This is a genomic window from Methyloligella solikamskensis, assembly GCF_042676065.1.
GTDB lineage: Bacteria > Pseudomonadota > Alphaproteobacteria > Rhizobiales > Methyloligellaceae > Methyloligella > Methyloligella solikamskensis.
This window is the reverse complement of sequence record NZ_JBHTJO010000001.1, coordinates 1,026,385-1,039,231: the sequence shown is the minus strand read 5'-3', so window position 1 is coordinate 1,039,231 and position 12,847 is coordinate 1,026,385. Positions and strand designations below refer to the sequence as shown.

General features: G+C 62.8%; 14 protein-coding genes and 1 tRNA gene. 5 read left to right on the top strand and 10 right to left on the bottom strand.

Annotated features, from left to right (window positions below; translation table 11 throughout):
- Window positions 1-11: 11 nt before the first annotated feature.
- Entirely contained in the window at window positions 12-137 is a 126-nt protein-coding gene (ykgO, locus tag ACFQ2F_RS04965) for a type B 50S ribosomal protein L36 (RefSeq protein WP_379086584.1), read from the bottom strand.
- Window positions 138-388: 251 nt separating this feature from the next.
- Between ykgO and ACFQ2F_RS04960 the strand changes: the two genes are divergently transcribed.
- The gene (locus ACFQ2F_RS04960; protein ID WP_379086581.1) at window positions 389-808 is read left to right on the top strand and encodes an ion channel; all 420 of its coding nucleotides are present in this window, start codon (window positions 389-391) and stop codon (window positions 806-808) included.
- A gap of 46 nt (window positions 809-854) precedes the next feature.
- On the opposite strand, the gene ACFQ2F_RS04955 is transcribed toward ACFQ2F_RS04960, so the two are convergent.
- Window positions 855-1,244, bottom strand: a complete 390-nt coding sequence (locus ACFQ2F_RS04955) for a TIGR02588 family protein (protein WP_379086578.1) — start codon at window positions 1,242-1,244, stop codon at window positions 855-857.
- Between the two features lie 20 nt (window positions 1,245-1,264).
- Window positions 1,265-2,119, bottom strand: a complete 855-nt coding sequence (locus tag ACFQ2F_RS04950) for a TIGR02587 family membrane protein (RefSeq protein WP_379086575.1) — start codon at window positions 2,117-2,119, stop codon at window positions 1,265-1,267.
- A 251-nt stretch (window positions 2,120-2,370) separates the two neighbouring features.
- Here ACFQ2F_RS04950 and ACFQ2F_RS04945 point away from each other — a divergent pair, with 251 nt between their 5' ends.
- Window positions 2,371-3,141 (top strand): TerC family protein, encoded by a 771-nt coding sequence (locus ACFQ2F_RS04945; RefSeq protein ID WP_379086572.1) that lies wholly within the window; start codon window positions 2,371-2,373, stop codon window positions 3,139-3,141.
- A 51-nt stretch (window positions 3,142-3,192) separates the two neighbouring features.
- On the opposite strand, the gene ACFQ2F_RS04940 is transcribed toward ACFQ2F_RS04945, so the two are convergent.
- The 6 genes from ACFQ2F_RS04940 to ACFQ2F_RS04915 form a co-directional block, all read right to left on the bottom strand.
- Window positions 3,193-3,267 (bottom strand) — tRNA-Val (locus ACFQ2F_RS04940).
- A gap of 97 nt (window positions 3,268-3,364) precedes the next feature.
- A complete protein-coding gene (locus tag ACFQ2F_RS04935; protein WP_379086569.1) occupies window positions 3,365-3,910 on the bottom strand; it encodes a flavin reductase family protein in 546 nt (181 codons plus the stop codon).
- The gene (locus ACFQ2F_RS04930; protein WP_379086567.1) at window positions 3,907-4,830 is read right to left on the bottom strand and encodes a polysaccharide deacetylase family protein; all 924 of its coding nucleotides are present in this window, start codon (window positions 4,828-4,830) and stop codon (window positions 3,907-3,909) included. The genes ACFQ2F_RS04935 and ACFQ2F_RS04930 overlap by 4 nt, the downstream gene beginning before the upstream one ends.
- A 113-nt stretch (window positions 4,831-4,943) precedes the next feature.
- Entirely contained in the window at window positions 4,944-6,449 is a 1,506-nt protein-coding gene (locus ACFQ2F_RS04925) for a 4-hydroxyphenylacetate 3-hydroxylase N-terminal domain-containing protein (protein WP_379086564.1), read from the bottom strand.
- A 252-nt stretch (window positions 6,450-6,701) separates the two neighbouring features.
- A complete protein-coding gene (locus tag ACFQ2F_RS04920; protein WP_379090598.1) occupies window positions 6,702-7,889 on the bottom strand; it encodes an amidohydrolase in 1,188 nt (395 codons plus the stop codon).
- 33 nt (window positions 7,890-7,922) lie between these two features.
- Window positions 7,923-9,089 carry a RidA family protein gene (locus ACFQ2F_RS04915; protein ID WP_379086561.1) on the bottom strand — a complete coding sequence of 389 codons (1,167 nt, stop codon included), beginning with the start codon at window positions 9,087-9,089 and terminating at the stop codon, window positions 7,923-7,925.
- 231 nt (window positions 9,090-9,320) lie between these two features.
- Between ACFQ2F_RS04915 and ACFQ2F_RS04910 the strand changes: the two genes are divergently transcribed.
- The 3 genes from ACFQ2F_RS04910 to ACFQ2F_RS04900 all read left to right on the top strand — a co-directional run bounded on the left by ACFQ2F_RS04910 (window position 9,321) and on the right by ACFQ2F_RS04900 (window position 11,980).
- Entirely contained in the window at window positions 9,321-9,896 is a 576-nt protein-coding gene (locus ACFQ2F_RS04910) for a cupin domain-containing protein (RefSeq protein ID WP_379086558.1), read from the top strand.
- A 138-nt stretch (window positions 9,897-10,034) separates the two neighbouring features.
- Window positions 10,035-11,423 (top strand): L-serine ammonia-lyase, encoded by a 1,389-nt coding sequence (locus tag ACFQ2F_RS04905; protein ID WP_379086556.1) that lies wholly within the window; start codon window positions 10,035-10,037, stop codon window positions 11,421-11,423.
- 122 nt (window positions 11,424-11,545) lie between these two features.
- The gene (locus tag ACFQ2F_RS04900; protein ID WP_379086553.1) at window positions 11,546-11,980 is read left to right on the top strand and encodes an SRPBCC family protein; all 435 of its coding nucleotides are present in this window, start codon (window positions 11,546-11,548) and stop codon (window positions 11,978-11,980) included.
- A 37-nt stretch (window positions 11,981-12,017) separates the two neighbouring features.
- On the opposite strand, the gene cpdR is transcribed toward ACFQ2F_RS04900, so the two are convergent.
- Window positions 12,018-12,410, bottom strand: a complete 393-nt coding sequence (gene cpdR, locus ACFQ2F_RS04895) for a cell cycle two-component system response regulator CpdR (protein ID WP_379086550.1) — start codon at window positions 12,408-12,410, stop codon at window positions 12,018-12,020.
- Between the last annotated feature and the right edge of the window lie 437 nt (window positions 12,411-12,847).

Here is a 12,847-nt window from a genome sequence, read left to right as displayed (position 1 = left end):
GTGGACGCGCTCTAGCCCTGGCGCGCCTTGAACCGCCGGTTGACCTTGTTGATCACGTACAGGCGGCCGCGGCGGCGCACCACACGATTGGCCCGGTGGCGCTTACGCAAGGATCGGATGGAATTCTTGATCTTCATGACCCAAAGCAGTCCGCGGTTTTAAACAATAGGAAAAGCGCCGAAGGCTCCTCGCCCGGCGCTTGAGCGGCGGAACATAAAAAGCCCTGCCCCCGCTGTCAACGGGTCAAGCCGCCCAAATGCGAAACTGTCGGCTCAAAACCCTTGGAACAACTGGACGAGCCTGCCGTTTTCGGTCCGGAACGGGCACCCAAGGGGTACCACCACATCCAGAACCAGCGAAAGAAGAACCAAAAGCAACGAGAGGCGCTATGTGGATTTCAGTCGTCGTCGCAATCGCAGCACTGGTGGTCGTCCTGTCTGCCCATTATTGGACGCTTTGGGGCCTGTCCGCCATCACCCCGAGCGACGATGCCGATAACCACAAGCGCTCCCTGGCCATGCTCGTGCTGCTGGTCAGCGCTCATCTCTCTCATATCGTGGGCTACGCGCTTCTTCTGGGGCTGCTGATCGATCTCGGCGGCTGGGGCCAGTTCGCCAAGGTGGATGCGAACGCCGTCGACCTGCTCTATTTCTCAAGCTCCGCCTACACGACCTTGGGCTTCGCCGACGCCACGCCGAAAGGCGATCTGAGGCTCATCAGCGTCTTCGAAGGCCTGGCGGGCTTCATGGCGCTCACCTGGTCGGCAACCTTCGTCTACTCGTCCTTCAAGGCCACCTGGCGCCGCTGAGGGCAGCCAGCGAGGGTTGCGCACTGGCCAGCTCAGAACCTTGGTTCTATGGCTTGGCCATCCCTTCCACTCTCAGCTCCAACGCATAATCCGCCGGATCTTTCGTGAACTGGAAATAGGCGCGGCGCTTCGACTGCTGGGGCACGTAGTCGATCGAGGCGCTGCTTTCCTCGACGCTGACACCGCCCTCCTGAAGGGCGCCTGAGATCTGGACATTGGCCGCCGTCGAATGGCCCTGGTTGTTCACCTCGACCTGGACGAGATAGCTGCCCTCCACCTGCCGGGCCTCGGAGACCTGACGGATGCTGAGCTCCGGCGGACCACCCGGCCGGGCGACGCCGTACCAGACCATGTAGGCGACCGCCGCGACGATGACCGCAGTGCCGATCGCGGCGACCACCCACTCGATGGCGGAGGTGCCGGTCGGCTGTTGCAATGCTTGTTTCTTGCTGGCCATCAGAGAATCAACCGCGCGAATGCGGCGCCGATCGCGCCGGGAAAGCTGATAACGGCCACGAGACTCATGACCTCGTGGAGGGAAAGCCCGTCTGTCCGGCCGAATGTCCAGAGCAGGTAGAGATTGACCAGGGCGACCACCGCGTAGCCCACCACCGTGTATCCAACAAAGACGCTCAGGAAAGAGGCGGCCCGTATCTCGGTACCGGTGAAGTCCACCATGTAGACGATGGCGTGGAGCAACACGATCGAAAGCACGATGATCGCCACCACATGCCAGACCGTCATCTGATAGGCGATCCGTTCGACTTCCTCCGTCGGCGCAATGTTGAGGGAGAGGAACAGCGCTCCGACCGCCAGGATGAGAAGCTCGCCCCAATAGGAGGACTCAACCGCCGCCATCTTGTCCCGCACGCCGCCGCCGAGCTGATTCTGGGCAAGGATCGCGCCGATGGCAGCCGGAAACATCTGGATGGCGACTTTGCCCACCACTTCGCGCACCGGCATCTCCGGCGTGATCAGATTGAACAGGGCCAGGACGATCACGGCCGAGACCGCCGCTACAGCAATCGCCACGAGGCTATCGGCCACATCGTCGATGACGTGGGCGTTGTTGCGGAACCCGCCGAGCCGGGAAAGCCCGGTCAGCATCGGCACCATAAGAAAGAGAAGCAGCGCCAGCCGGAACGGCTCGATGGTGAAGCCGAGCCACCACATCTCCATGGTCATCAGCATGGGCACGGAGAAGATCAGGGCGCCTGCGAAGGCCCGCCCGAGACCGACCACGAACTCCTTGGCCGACCCATCGTCCGGCTCAGCACCGTCCGCTCCAACCCGCTCGCTGCGGCTTGCCACTTCGAATTCCCCTCCCTACTTCGCCTTCCCGAATCGGCGGCGCAAAGGGAACCCCCAAGCCCGCAACGAATCGCGCAAAATACCTGTGCCGCCCCCAGCCTCATGTAAAGCGGCACGGCCTCAACGCAGTTCAAGGGCCGTCGGTTTCGCCGCTAGACGTCCGATGCATCCGGCTCTATTCCCTGCGTGCATACAACGGTCGGCATCCCGCAATTCAGCCCCGAACGACCTAGTGAGAGGAAGAGACAGCGATGTTCGATCTCGCAGCGATTTTCTCGGACCCTGCCAACTGGCTAGCGCTCGCCACCCTGATCGTGATGGAGGTCGTGCTCGGCATCGACAACCTCATCTTCATCTCCATTTTGACCAACAAGCTTCCCGAGGATCAGCGGGCGAAAGCACGGACCCTCGGCATCGGCGCCGCCCTGGTTCTGCGGCTGGCCTTTCTGAGTCTCGTCTTCATCATCGTGCAGCTCACCGAGCCGGTGGTGACCATCCCCGTCATCGATGCGGCCCTCTCCTGGCGCGACATGATCCTCATCGCCGGCGGCCTCTTCCTCGTCTGGAAGGCGACCAAGGAGATCCATCACAACGTGGATCCTGATCCCGGCCCCGACATGTTCTCCGGCAAGGCAACCATGAGCTTCGCCGCAGCGATAGGGCAAATCCTCCTGCTCGACATGGTCTTCTCCATCGACAGCATCATCACCGCCGTGGGCATGACGGACCATATCGCGATCATGGTCATCGCCATCCTGATCACCGTGGCCGTGATGTTCGCCGCTGCAGGTCCGCTCGCCAACTTCATCAACGCCAACCCCAGCGTCGTCATGCTGGCGCTCGGCTTTCTGCTGATGATCGGCATGACCCTGATCGCCGAAGGATTCGGCGCGAAGGTGCCCAAGGGCTATGTCTACGCCGCGATGCTGTTCTCCGGCTTCATTGAAGCCCTGAATCTGCTCTCGCGCAGGGCCCAGGGCCGAAAAACCGGAGAGAAATCGCGCATGCGCGTGAAGCGGTAGCCGGCCCTTCCGTACGGATGGACCCTATGAAGGATTGGAAAAGGTAGGGAATGGTGGGCGCGACTGGGATCGAACCAGTGACCCCTACGATGTCAACGTAGTGCTCTCCCGCTGAGCTACGCGCCCGTCCGATAAGCTATGAATACGCTCGGTTGTCGCGGCTCATATATCCTCATTCATGCCGGAAGATCAATGGCCAGCGGACCAAGCGACGAAACGGCCCCTACGAAGCCGCCTTCTCCTCCTGCTCCAGCAGGGGAGCGGGCTCCGAATAGGCGTGATTGGCGTAGACCAGCGGGCTGCCCGGATCGGCCATGCGCATGTCGATGACGCCGCCGATGATGATCCAGTGGGTTCCGTGGTGGAACGCCTCCTTCACGTGGCAGTCGAAATTGACCAGCGCGCCTTCCAGCACCGGCGAGCCGCTCGCCCCTTCGCTCCAGCGCGCGGCCGAGAACTTGTCCGGATAGCGATCCTTCGCCCGCCCGGCGAACACGTCGGACAGGAATGCCTGCTCCTTGCCCAGAACGTTCACGCAGAACGCACCGTTCTGGCGGATCGCGTCTGCCGCCGCGCTGAGCTCGTGGACGCAGACCAGCAGGGACGGATGCTCGCTATCGGCAGAGACGGACGACATGGCGCTCACCGTGACGCCCGCCTTGCCCCCCTCGCCTTCCGTCGTGACGAGCGAGACTGTGCAGGCCACCCGGCTCATGCCGTTGAGGAAAAGCTCCCGCATCTCGTCCATCACCAAATCCTCGGTTCTCACTCGCCCGGTCCCGTCGGCGCCAGCGGCTTCGTCGAAAGCTCCGGGATCATTTGGGTATAATAGGGTAGTTCGTCCACCCGCGGGGTCCAGGAGCCATCGTCGATGCACGATTGCACATGGGCGGCGATCTCTTCCATCTTGGCGAACCAGACATCGCCCCGCTCGAGCATCTCCTCAATCATTTTGGCTACCCGGGCGCAGCGCGCCAGACGGCCCGAGACGAAGGGATGCCACACCGTGACCCAAAGCCCGCCGAACTCGTAAGCGGCCTCGAACTCCGACATGAACACGTTCATGGCCTCGTCCGGCGACTTGATCGGCATCATGTAATGCATGTCCGGCGCATGGGTGTAGTGGGGCCAGTCGTCCATGCCCCAATGGGTCGGCAGCTCGATCACGTTGCCGCTCTCGGTGCTGAGCACGTAGGGGATGTCGTCGCCCATCAGGCTCGTGTCGTATTTGATCCCGGCGCTCGCCAGGTAGTCCGCCGAGTACTGGGAGAAGTTATAGAGCGGCGCCCGCCATCCGCGCGGCGGCTGGCCGGTGTATTTCTTGATCACCTCGATCTGCTTCTGCAGCCAGTAGAGCTCCTCCGCCGGCGACAGCGTGTTCGGGTTCTCGTGCAGATAGCCGTGGGCGGCGATCTCGTGCCCGTCCTTCAAGATCATGTCGACGAGCTCCGGATAGTGCTCCATGCACCAGGCCGGATAGAAGAAAGTCTGCTTCAGATCGAACCGCCGGTACATCTCCAGGATCCGCGGGATCGCGACCTTGTCGTATTGCAGCCAGGACATGGTCGAAACCAGCGCCGGCGCCCGCTCCCGGTGCTCCAGATGCAGAATGCTGTCCGTGTCGATGTCGAAGGTTATGGCGCAGGCGCAGCGGGCGCCATTGGGCCACGGAACGGGGTTCTTGATCATGAGCGGCTTCTGTTCCCAGCGAGTAAGGATCGAATGAGAGTGACGGCCTTATCCGCCCTCTGGATGATGGCGAAGCGGGGCGGGCACTGTAGCGCGCCCGCCCCGCGTTCTTACTACTCGGCGGCTTCGGCGACCGTCGTCCTGTACTGATCCAGCTCGGTCGCATCGCGGATGAGCTTCTCGGCCTCCGACGTGTCGTAGGATTGATAGACCTGCTGGCGCACGATCGGCGGCGGCGTGGAGTTCACGTTCTCGAACAGGGTCACGCGGGCCGCATGGGCGCTGCAGGTGAGATCCCAGATGAAGTTCATGAGGCGATTCTTGCCCCGGCCCGTGATGTTGTGGCCGGGCATGAACTCGTCGATCCAGGCGCCCACATCCTCACGCTCCAGGTCCGCCTTGGTGAAGCGGCTCACCAGGCCCTGACCGCACAGCTCGCGCAGATGCTGCATGATCACCGGAAGCTGGGTGATCGCGTAGAGGCGCCCCGCCGTGATGTTGGTCCGGTCGGGGAGGAAGATGCCGTGGGGCGTGTGCTCGCCTTTGTCTTCCGCAGCCAGGATGAAGGATTCCAGCGCCGTGGAATACGCGTAGATCTCCGCCACCTGAGCGCGGACCGGCGGAATCTTGTCGGTACCGAGGATCTCCGTGACCATCTTCGCCGCGGCGGCGAAATAGCGGGCTCGGCGGGCCATGCGCGCCAGGATCGCCCAGTGCGGCAGCACGCAGACTTCCAGGTAGTAGGCGAGCGTCGACTTGTTGCGGAAGCTGAACACGTGCTCCCATGGGATGAGGACATTGTCGAACACGATCAGCGCGTCGATCTCCTCACCCAGGTGATTGATCGGATGATCCTCCGCCGTGTCTGACGCGGAGGTCACCTGTTCACGCGCCACGAACGTAATTCCCGGCGAGCCCATCTTCACATAGGCCCACATCACCGTGTCGGGATCCATGTCCGGGCTGAGCAGGGTCGCGATGCCGCCCCAGTCGCCCATGCTGGCGGACGACGCCACCGGCTTCGTGCCGTAGACGACGATGCCTTCCTCCGTTTCCTTCACGCAGCGCAGACGGCCCGGGTTCTCGCCCGGCGACCGCGAACGATCCGACTGGGCATCGGCGATCAGGTCGGTGCTGAGAAGATTGTTCTCACGGCCGAAATCGATGAATTCCTTGATCTTGGCGGGCGCATCCGGCTCCGCCTCCTCGATCAGATGCATGCCCGACAGGAAGCCCATGGCGAGCGTCGGACCGTAATCGGGCATCCGGCCATAGACGCCGAAGGTCTGGTCGGAGCTGTACTCCAGAAGATGCCGGCGCTGGGCCAGGTGCGCCTTGCTCTCGGGAACGAGCCAGGCGGTGCTCGCCCGGTCGCCGAGCTTCTCGTCGAAATAGGTCGTGACATCGACGGTGGCCGGATCGAACTGAGCATCGAAGATGCCCGCCCACCGGTCGACGGAGCGTTTGAAGAGCGGATGAGTGGTCACATCCCGGATCTCTTCACCCTGATAGATGACCCGGCGATTGTCCCTCAGCCCCTGACGATATTCCTCGCCGGTACGGAGAAAAGGAGACTTGTGCGATTGGCGATCTTCGTTGTCTAGGGCGGTTACGGACATTCGTTTTCCCCTGGGTTTGCATCAAGCTACCAAAAACAATAAACCCCAATGATTGCCAGTCAAGTCACTTGACTGCACATACTATTGGCCGTCTGCCGCCGCTTTTTTGGGCATTCAAGCACCCGAAAATCGTTGCCGCGCTGGACTTCCCACACCTCCGCGCACGCGCCCGCTCAGGCCCGGGGCAGAGGCGTGCAGTCCTCGTTCCGAACCTTGCAAGAACGGGCCCGCCGCGGGCCCCTTTCGGCGCGTTCAGTCAGCCGCGACGGCAGCCTCGACACGCGAAGAGGCGTGGAGCTGCACGATGCGCGCAAAAATGCTGGCGACGATGGGAATGAGATCGTCGTCATAGGTATATTCGGGATGGTGCAACGGCACGTCGCTCGACTGCCCGGCCATGAAATAGGCCCCGGGCACGACGTCGAGCATGTCGCCGAAATCCTCGCTGCTCATCGTGGGGCGGCCGGACGTGAAGACGTTGCTCTCGCCCACAGTCGTCCGGGCCGCCGCCACCACCGGATCGACGGCGGAAGGGTCGTTGACCGTCACCGGATAGGCTTTGCGCAAATCGAGCGCGATGGAGACATCGTGGCTCGCTTCCGCGCCGACGATGATGCGCTTCATGGCGTCGATCACCGCATCGCGCACCTCCGGTTTGAAATGCCGGATCGTGCCCTTCAGCTCGGCCTTGCGCGGAATGACGTTGTAAGCGCTGCCGCCATGCATCTCGGTCAGCGAGACCACGGCGCTCTCCAGCGGATCCACGTTGCGGCTCACGATGGTCTGCAGCGTGCCGATGAGATCGGCCGCAGCCACGATGACATCGCGGGAGTGATGAGGCATCGCCGCATGGCTACCGGTGCCGCTAAGCGTGATGTCGAAAAACTCAGCCCCCGCCATCACCGGTCCGGGACACACCTGCACCTCACCGAGATTCAGATCCGGCCAGTTGTGGCAGCCGAAGATGACGTCGCACGGGAAGCGCTCGAACAACCCGTCCGCCAGCATGGCGCGGGCCCCGCCGAGACCTTCTTCGGCCGGCTGGAAAATGAAGGTGACCGTTCCGCTCTCAGGCCGCCGGCGGGAAAGATAATGGGCGGCTGCCAGCAGGCTCGCCGTATGCCCGTCATGGCCGCAGCCGTGAAAGGTGTCCGCCACCGTCGAGCGCCACGGCACATCGGCCTGCTCCTCGATAGGCAGCGCATCGAAATCGGCCCGCAGACCGATCCGCGTTCCCTCTTCCGAGCGACCCCGCAGAACGCCGACGACGCCGGTCCCGCCGATGCCCGTATGGGTCTCGATCCCCCAGGACTGCAGAAGATCGGCCACGATGCCCGCCGTGCGGCGTTCTTCGAAGCCGGTCTCGGGGTGGGCATGGAGATCGCGCCGCAGTTCGACGAAGCGTTGCGCGTTCTCCAAAATCTCCGGGATGGGGCTCATCCCGTCTGAAGTCTTTTTCAGCATGTCCGCGCCTTAGACCTGGCCAACGGCTTCGATCTCGATATCGATGCCCGTAAGGCCGATACGCCCGAGCGGCACGATGGTCAGCGCCGGCCACGATTTCGGGAAGAACGGCGCGACCTCCTGCATGATCGTGTCCAGATCGGCGGGGTCGCCATCGGTCGCATAGAAGATCGTCATCTTGGACAGCGCAGAGGTATCGACCCCGTAGCCCGCGATGATCTTCACGATGGTCTCCATCACGTCGCGGGTCTGAGCGGCGAGATCGTCCGGATAGACGGCGATCCCCTTGGTATCGGCCGCAATCTGCCCGCCGGTGATGATTAGCCCGTTGATCAAGAGCCCCTGTTCGAAGGAGACCGGGATCGGCCAGTCCCACACCCCGTCCGGCCAGCTCGTCACCCGCGGGGCGGGCGAGCCGTCCTCCTCTGCGATGGCGATGATCTCCTGGCGGACCAGAATATCGTCCGGGAAGCTTCCGGGGATCGGCAGGCCCGTGGCGCCCGGACCCGGCTTCTGGAATCCATCCGACCGGACCTGGGCGGCCTGTCGCCAGTCTTCGGTGGTGCCGGTGCCGACATAATAGGTGTTGAGCTTGGCCCCTGCGGAGAGATCCGTTCCCGCTGCCTTCAGGGCCGCTTCCAGATTCGCGATGGTCGTCTTCGCCTGAGCGACGATGTCGCCTTCATGGAGCGTCTCGCCATCGTCATCGACCGACATTTGCGCGCCGACGAAGACGAGGTCGCCGCAGCGCACGCTCTGGCTGAAGCCGGGCTTGCCCTTGATCGTCGGCCCCTCGACCGTCTTGCGCGTGGCCCGGGACGTGCCCGGCGTGATCGCGATCGCCTCGCCCTGCACAAGGCATCCGTTGGGGACGTGGTGGAGCGGAATCATGGTCACCACGGGGGCGTAATCGTCGGGAAACCAGCGCCGCGCCTCCAGAAGCAGATCCGCTTCTCCGGCCGTCAGCGACTGGTGATAGAAGATGCCGAGCTTCACCACATCCGAGGGCGTGCAGCGCGCATCTTTGAGCACCGCGCCGATCTTTTCCATAACCTCGGCGAGCTGGGCCTTGGCGCCGTCTGACGGGTCGCCGGTCTGCGCCGACACGAAGATCAGGTCTTGCGCCTTGCCGTAAGGGCGGCGCATTTCAACGAGTTCGGCGGCAGATACGGACATTGCGTGGCCCCTTATTGTTGATCGCTTCCCTTATGGGTAACGGGCTCAGCGACGTTCCGTCAAGTTGCTTTCCTCACAATAAACTCCAATGATATGGCGATCTGATTTGATTCTTGATATGCAGCGCTCCTCGGCAACAATAGGCGAATCCAAGCCCGCCACACGGTGCGCGGACACGGCATCCGCAATCGCCGGTTGCCGGATGGGATGCGGAAACGGGACAATTTGACGATGGATACGAAGGCGCCGGCAGAAGGGGTGCATATTGGCGCCAAGCTTCGGCAATACCGGCTCGCGCAGCGGTTGACGCTGAAGGAGGTGGCTCAGAAGGCGGACTGCTCCGAGAGCATGCTATCCAAGATCGAGAACGATAAGATCACCCCCTCGATCGGATTGCTGCACCGCCTGGTCTCGATCCTGGGCACCAACATCAATGCCCTATTCGTGCAGATGCCGACCGGCGCCATCACGCGCTCAGGCGAGCGCCCGTCCATCGCCCAGACCGGTGTCGACGAGGACAAGGCCATCGCGCTGGAGCTGCTCACCCCGTCGCCCAGCCCGTTCCTGTTTCAGTCGTCGATCCACACCGTGCCGCCCCAGGCGGAAAGCGACGGCAAGATCGTCCATCAGGGCGAGGATTTCGGTTATGTGCTGGAAGGCAGCCTGGAGCTGTCCCTCGGCGACGAGACCTTCGTGCTGAACGCCGGCGACACGTTCTATTTTCGCTCCGAGATTCCCCACGGCTACCGGAATCCGGGCAAGGAAACCGCGCGCATCATCTGGTTCAATACGCCGGCCACGTTCTGATCCGGCCTTGTCGCTGAGTGCGCGCCGAACCAACTAAGACCTTTCCGCCTCCGACGTGAGGCAGGCGCGGCACTGCGATCCTTCGCGTGTCGTCATGCCGCGCTGCAATCGCATATCTAAGCCTGAAGACTGGATTCGATGTTCCTCAGCCTGTTCGACATCTTCAAGATCGGCATCGGTCCTTCGTCCTCCCACACCATGGGACCGATGATTGCCGCGGCGCGCTTCGTCGAGAATATGAAAGCGCTGCCCCGCCGCGAAGAGATCAGCCACGTCCAGGCGCGGCTCTACGGCTCCCTTGCCTTCACCGGCAAGGGCCACGGCAGCGACCGGGCGGTGATCTTAGGCCTCCTCGGCTATCACCCCGAGACCCTGGACGTGAGCGAAGCGGAAGAGCGCATGGCGCAGCTCGGCGACGAGAAGACCATCGCCATCGACGGCCTCCCCGCCTTCGCCTTCGACCCGGCCAACGATCTCGTCTTCGACTATGGCGACCCGCTCCCCGGCCACTCCAACGGCATGAAGTTCCAGGCGTTCTCCACCGACGGCGAGCCGCTCCTGGAGGAGATCTACTATTCCATCGGCGGCGGTTTCGTGCTCAGCGCCGAGGAGATGGAGCAGGACGCGCCACTCGCCTCGGACGAAAACGAAGCGGCTTTTCCCTACCCCTTCGAAAGCGCCGCCGAGATGCTCGCCATGGCCAAGGCCAGCGATCTCTCCATCAGCGAGATGAAGCGCAAGAACGAGGAATCCATCCGCTCGCCGGAAGACGTCCATAACGGCATCGCGCGCCTCTGGGACGCCATGTCCTCCTGCACCAATCGCGGGCTGGGCACCGAGGGGCTCCTGCCGGGCGGGCTCAACGTTCCCCGCCGTGCGCCCAAGATGCTCCAGCAGATGCGCGAGGAGGAGGCCTCCAACAGCCGCCAGCCCTACACCTCCATCGACCGGCTCTATCTCTACGCCATGGCCGTGAACGAGGAGAACGCCGCCGGCGGCCGTGTCGTCACCGCCCCGACCAACGGCGCGGCGGGCGTGGTGCCGGCCGTTATTCGCTACTACGTCGATCATTGCGTGGGCGCCGATCCGGCACGCGTCGAGGACTTCATGCTGACCGCGGCGGCAATCGGCGGGCTCATCAAGCACAATGCCTCGATCTCCGGCGCAGAGGTCGGCTGCCAGGGCGAGGTCGGCTCGGCATCGGCCATGGCCGCCGCCGGTCTGTGCGAGGTGCTGGGCGGCACGCCCGGTCAGGTGGAGAACGCCGCCGAGATTGCGCTTGAGCACCATCTCGGCATGACTTGCGATCCCGTCGGCGGGCTGGTTCAGGTGCCGTGCATCGAGCGGAACGGACTCGGCGCCGTGAAAGCGGTGACCGCCGTCTCCATCGCACTGCGCGGCAACGGCTCCCATTTCATGCCACTCGACAATTGCATTAAGGCCATGCGCCAGACCGGCGAAGCCATGAGCTCGACCCTCAAGGAAACGAGCCTCGGCGGTCTCGCCGTGAACGTCCCCGAATGCTGAGCGGGAAGTGCTGATTTAAAAGCCCGGCCGGTCGCCTTTGCCGCACGGGCCAGCCTTGACAGCGCACTCACAGGATCGGACTCTCAATCAAGCAACTTGATTGAACCGCTTGGGGGTCCCGCATGCATGTCGAAGTGAACGTACCGATTCCGTTTTCCGCCGATGACGTCTGGAGCATGGCGGGCGGGTTCAACCTGCTTCCCGTTCTCAGCAGCGGCTGCGTCGGCAGCACCCTGGAGGAAGGCGGCCGTGTCCGCGTGCTGACCAACACCGACGGCTCGATTCTCTGGGAACGCATGCTGACCTTCGACGAGGCGGAGAAGACCCTCTCCTACCTCATCACCGACAACAAGAATTTCAAATCCGCCTACGATGTCGGCTATGTCGGCACGGTGAAAATCGTCGAGGGCGACGATCAGAGCTCGACCTTCAAATACACGGGCGACTTCGAGCCCACCCCCGGCACCACGCCGGAGCAGGCCGAGCAAGCCGTGCAGAATTTCGCCAAGGATTGTGCGAAGGGCATCGAGCGCGCCCTCAACGCGCGGGGCCGCTGATCGCGGCCATCCGCACCGGCGCGCTTAAAGAGCTGTCCTAGACCGTCTCGAGAATCCGCTCCACCTCGTCCACGAGATCGCGGAGGTGGAAAGGCTTGGAGAGGATCTTGGCGTCTTTCGGCGCCTGATTGTCGGGGTTCAGCGCAACGGCCGCAAAGCCGGTGATGAACATGATCTTGATGTCGGGATCGAGCTCGTTCGCCCGGCGGGCCAGCTCGATACCGTCCATCTCCGGCATCACGATATCGGTCAGGAGGAGCGTGAAGGGCTCCTCTTTCATACGCTCGAAGGCTTCAAGCCCGTTGCCAAAAGCGACAACGTCGAATCCGGCCTTGTTCAGCGCATTCACCAGAAAGCGCCGCATATCCTCGTCATCTTCTGCCAGAAGAATGCGCTGAAGACTGCGCGCTCTCGGATCGTTCGCTACCATCGACTTCCCCCTAAACACATCGCCGAAGCGAAACACGGCTGCTCGAGCAAGACACTTGTTACACAAGATACCTGCTCAGCGCTCGCCGAATCACTGCCCCGACCGCAGATTCGAAGGCTCTACACCAAACCGGTAAAGGAGCCCTTGCCAACGCCGAGACAGCACCTGCGAAAATTCGGCGGAGCGGATCTCGCTCCCTACTGCGCGAAATCGCGCTCATCTTTGCCGATGGCAGCCCGCAGTCTGGAATGCGCGAGGCAATTGCGATCATTTTCCAAACCGGCGGCCGGATCGAGTGGCATAAAGCCGCCCCCGACAGGGTTAAATCATTGCCTCAATTTCAACGTCGCACAAGCCATAAGACGCCTAGACAGAACTTGTCCCGGTTGGCAGAGTTTGCCTCACTCTTGCCGTTCGCGTTTCCATCGAGACGGCGC

Bases quoted from the DNA above. Each gene is read 5' to 3' on its own strand.
- ykgO (WP_379086584.1), bottom strand. From the start codon at position 137: ATGAAGATCAAGAATTCCATCCGATCCTTGCGTAAGCGCCACCGGGCC.
- ACFQ2F_RS04960 (WP_379086581.1), top strand. From the start codon at position 389: ATGTGGATTTCAGTCGTCGTCGCAATCGCAGCACTGGTGGTCGTCCTG.
- ACFQ2F_RS04945 (WP_379086572.1), top strand. From the start codon at position 2,371: ATGTTCGATCTCGCAGCGATTTTCTCGGACCCTGCCAACTGGCTAGCG.
- ACFQ2F_RS04930 (WP_379086567.1), bottom strand. From the start codon at position 4,830: ATGATCAAGAACCCCGTTCCGTGGCCCAATGGCGCCCGCTGCGCCTGC.
- ACFQ2F_RS04925 (WP_379086564.1), bottom strand. From the start codon at position 6,449: ATGTCCGTAACCGCCCTAGACAACGAAGATCGCCAATCGCACAAGTCT.
- ACFQ2F_RS04920 (WP_379090598.1), bottom strand. From the start codon at position 7,889: ATGAGCCCCATCCCGGAGATTTTGGAGAACGCGCAACGCTTCGTCGAA.
- ACFQ2F_RS04915 (WP_379086561.1), bottom strand. From the start codon at position 9,089: ATGTCCGTATCTGCCGCCGAACTCGTTGAAATGCGCCGCCCTTACGGC.
- ACFQ2F_RS04910 (WP_379086558.1), top strand. From the start codon at position 9,321: ATGGATACGAAGGCGCCGGCAGAAGGGGTGCATATTGGCGCCAAGCTT.
- ACFQ2F_RS04905 (WP_379086556.1), top strand. From the start codon at position 10,035: ATGTTCCTCAGCCTGTTCGACATCTTCAAGATCGGCATCGGTCCTTCG.
- ACFQ2F_RS04900 (WP_379086553.1), top strand. From the start codon at position 11,546: ATGCATGTCGAAGTGAACGTACCGATTCCGTTTTCCGCCGATGACGTC.
- cpdR (WP_379086550.1), bottom strand. From the start codon at position 12,410: ATGGTAGCGAACGATCCGAGAGCGCGCAGTCTTCAGCGCATTCTTCTG.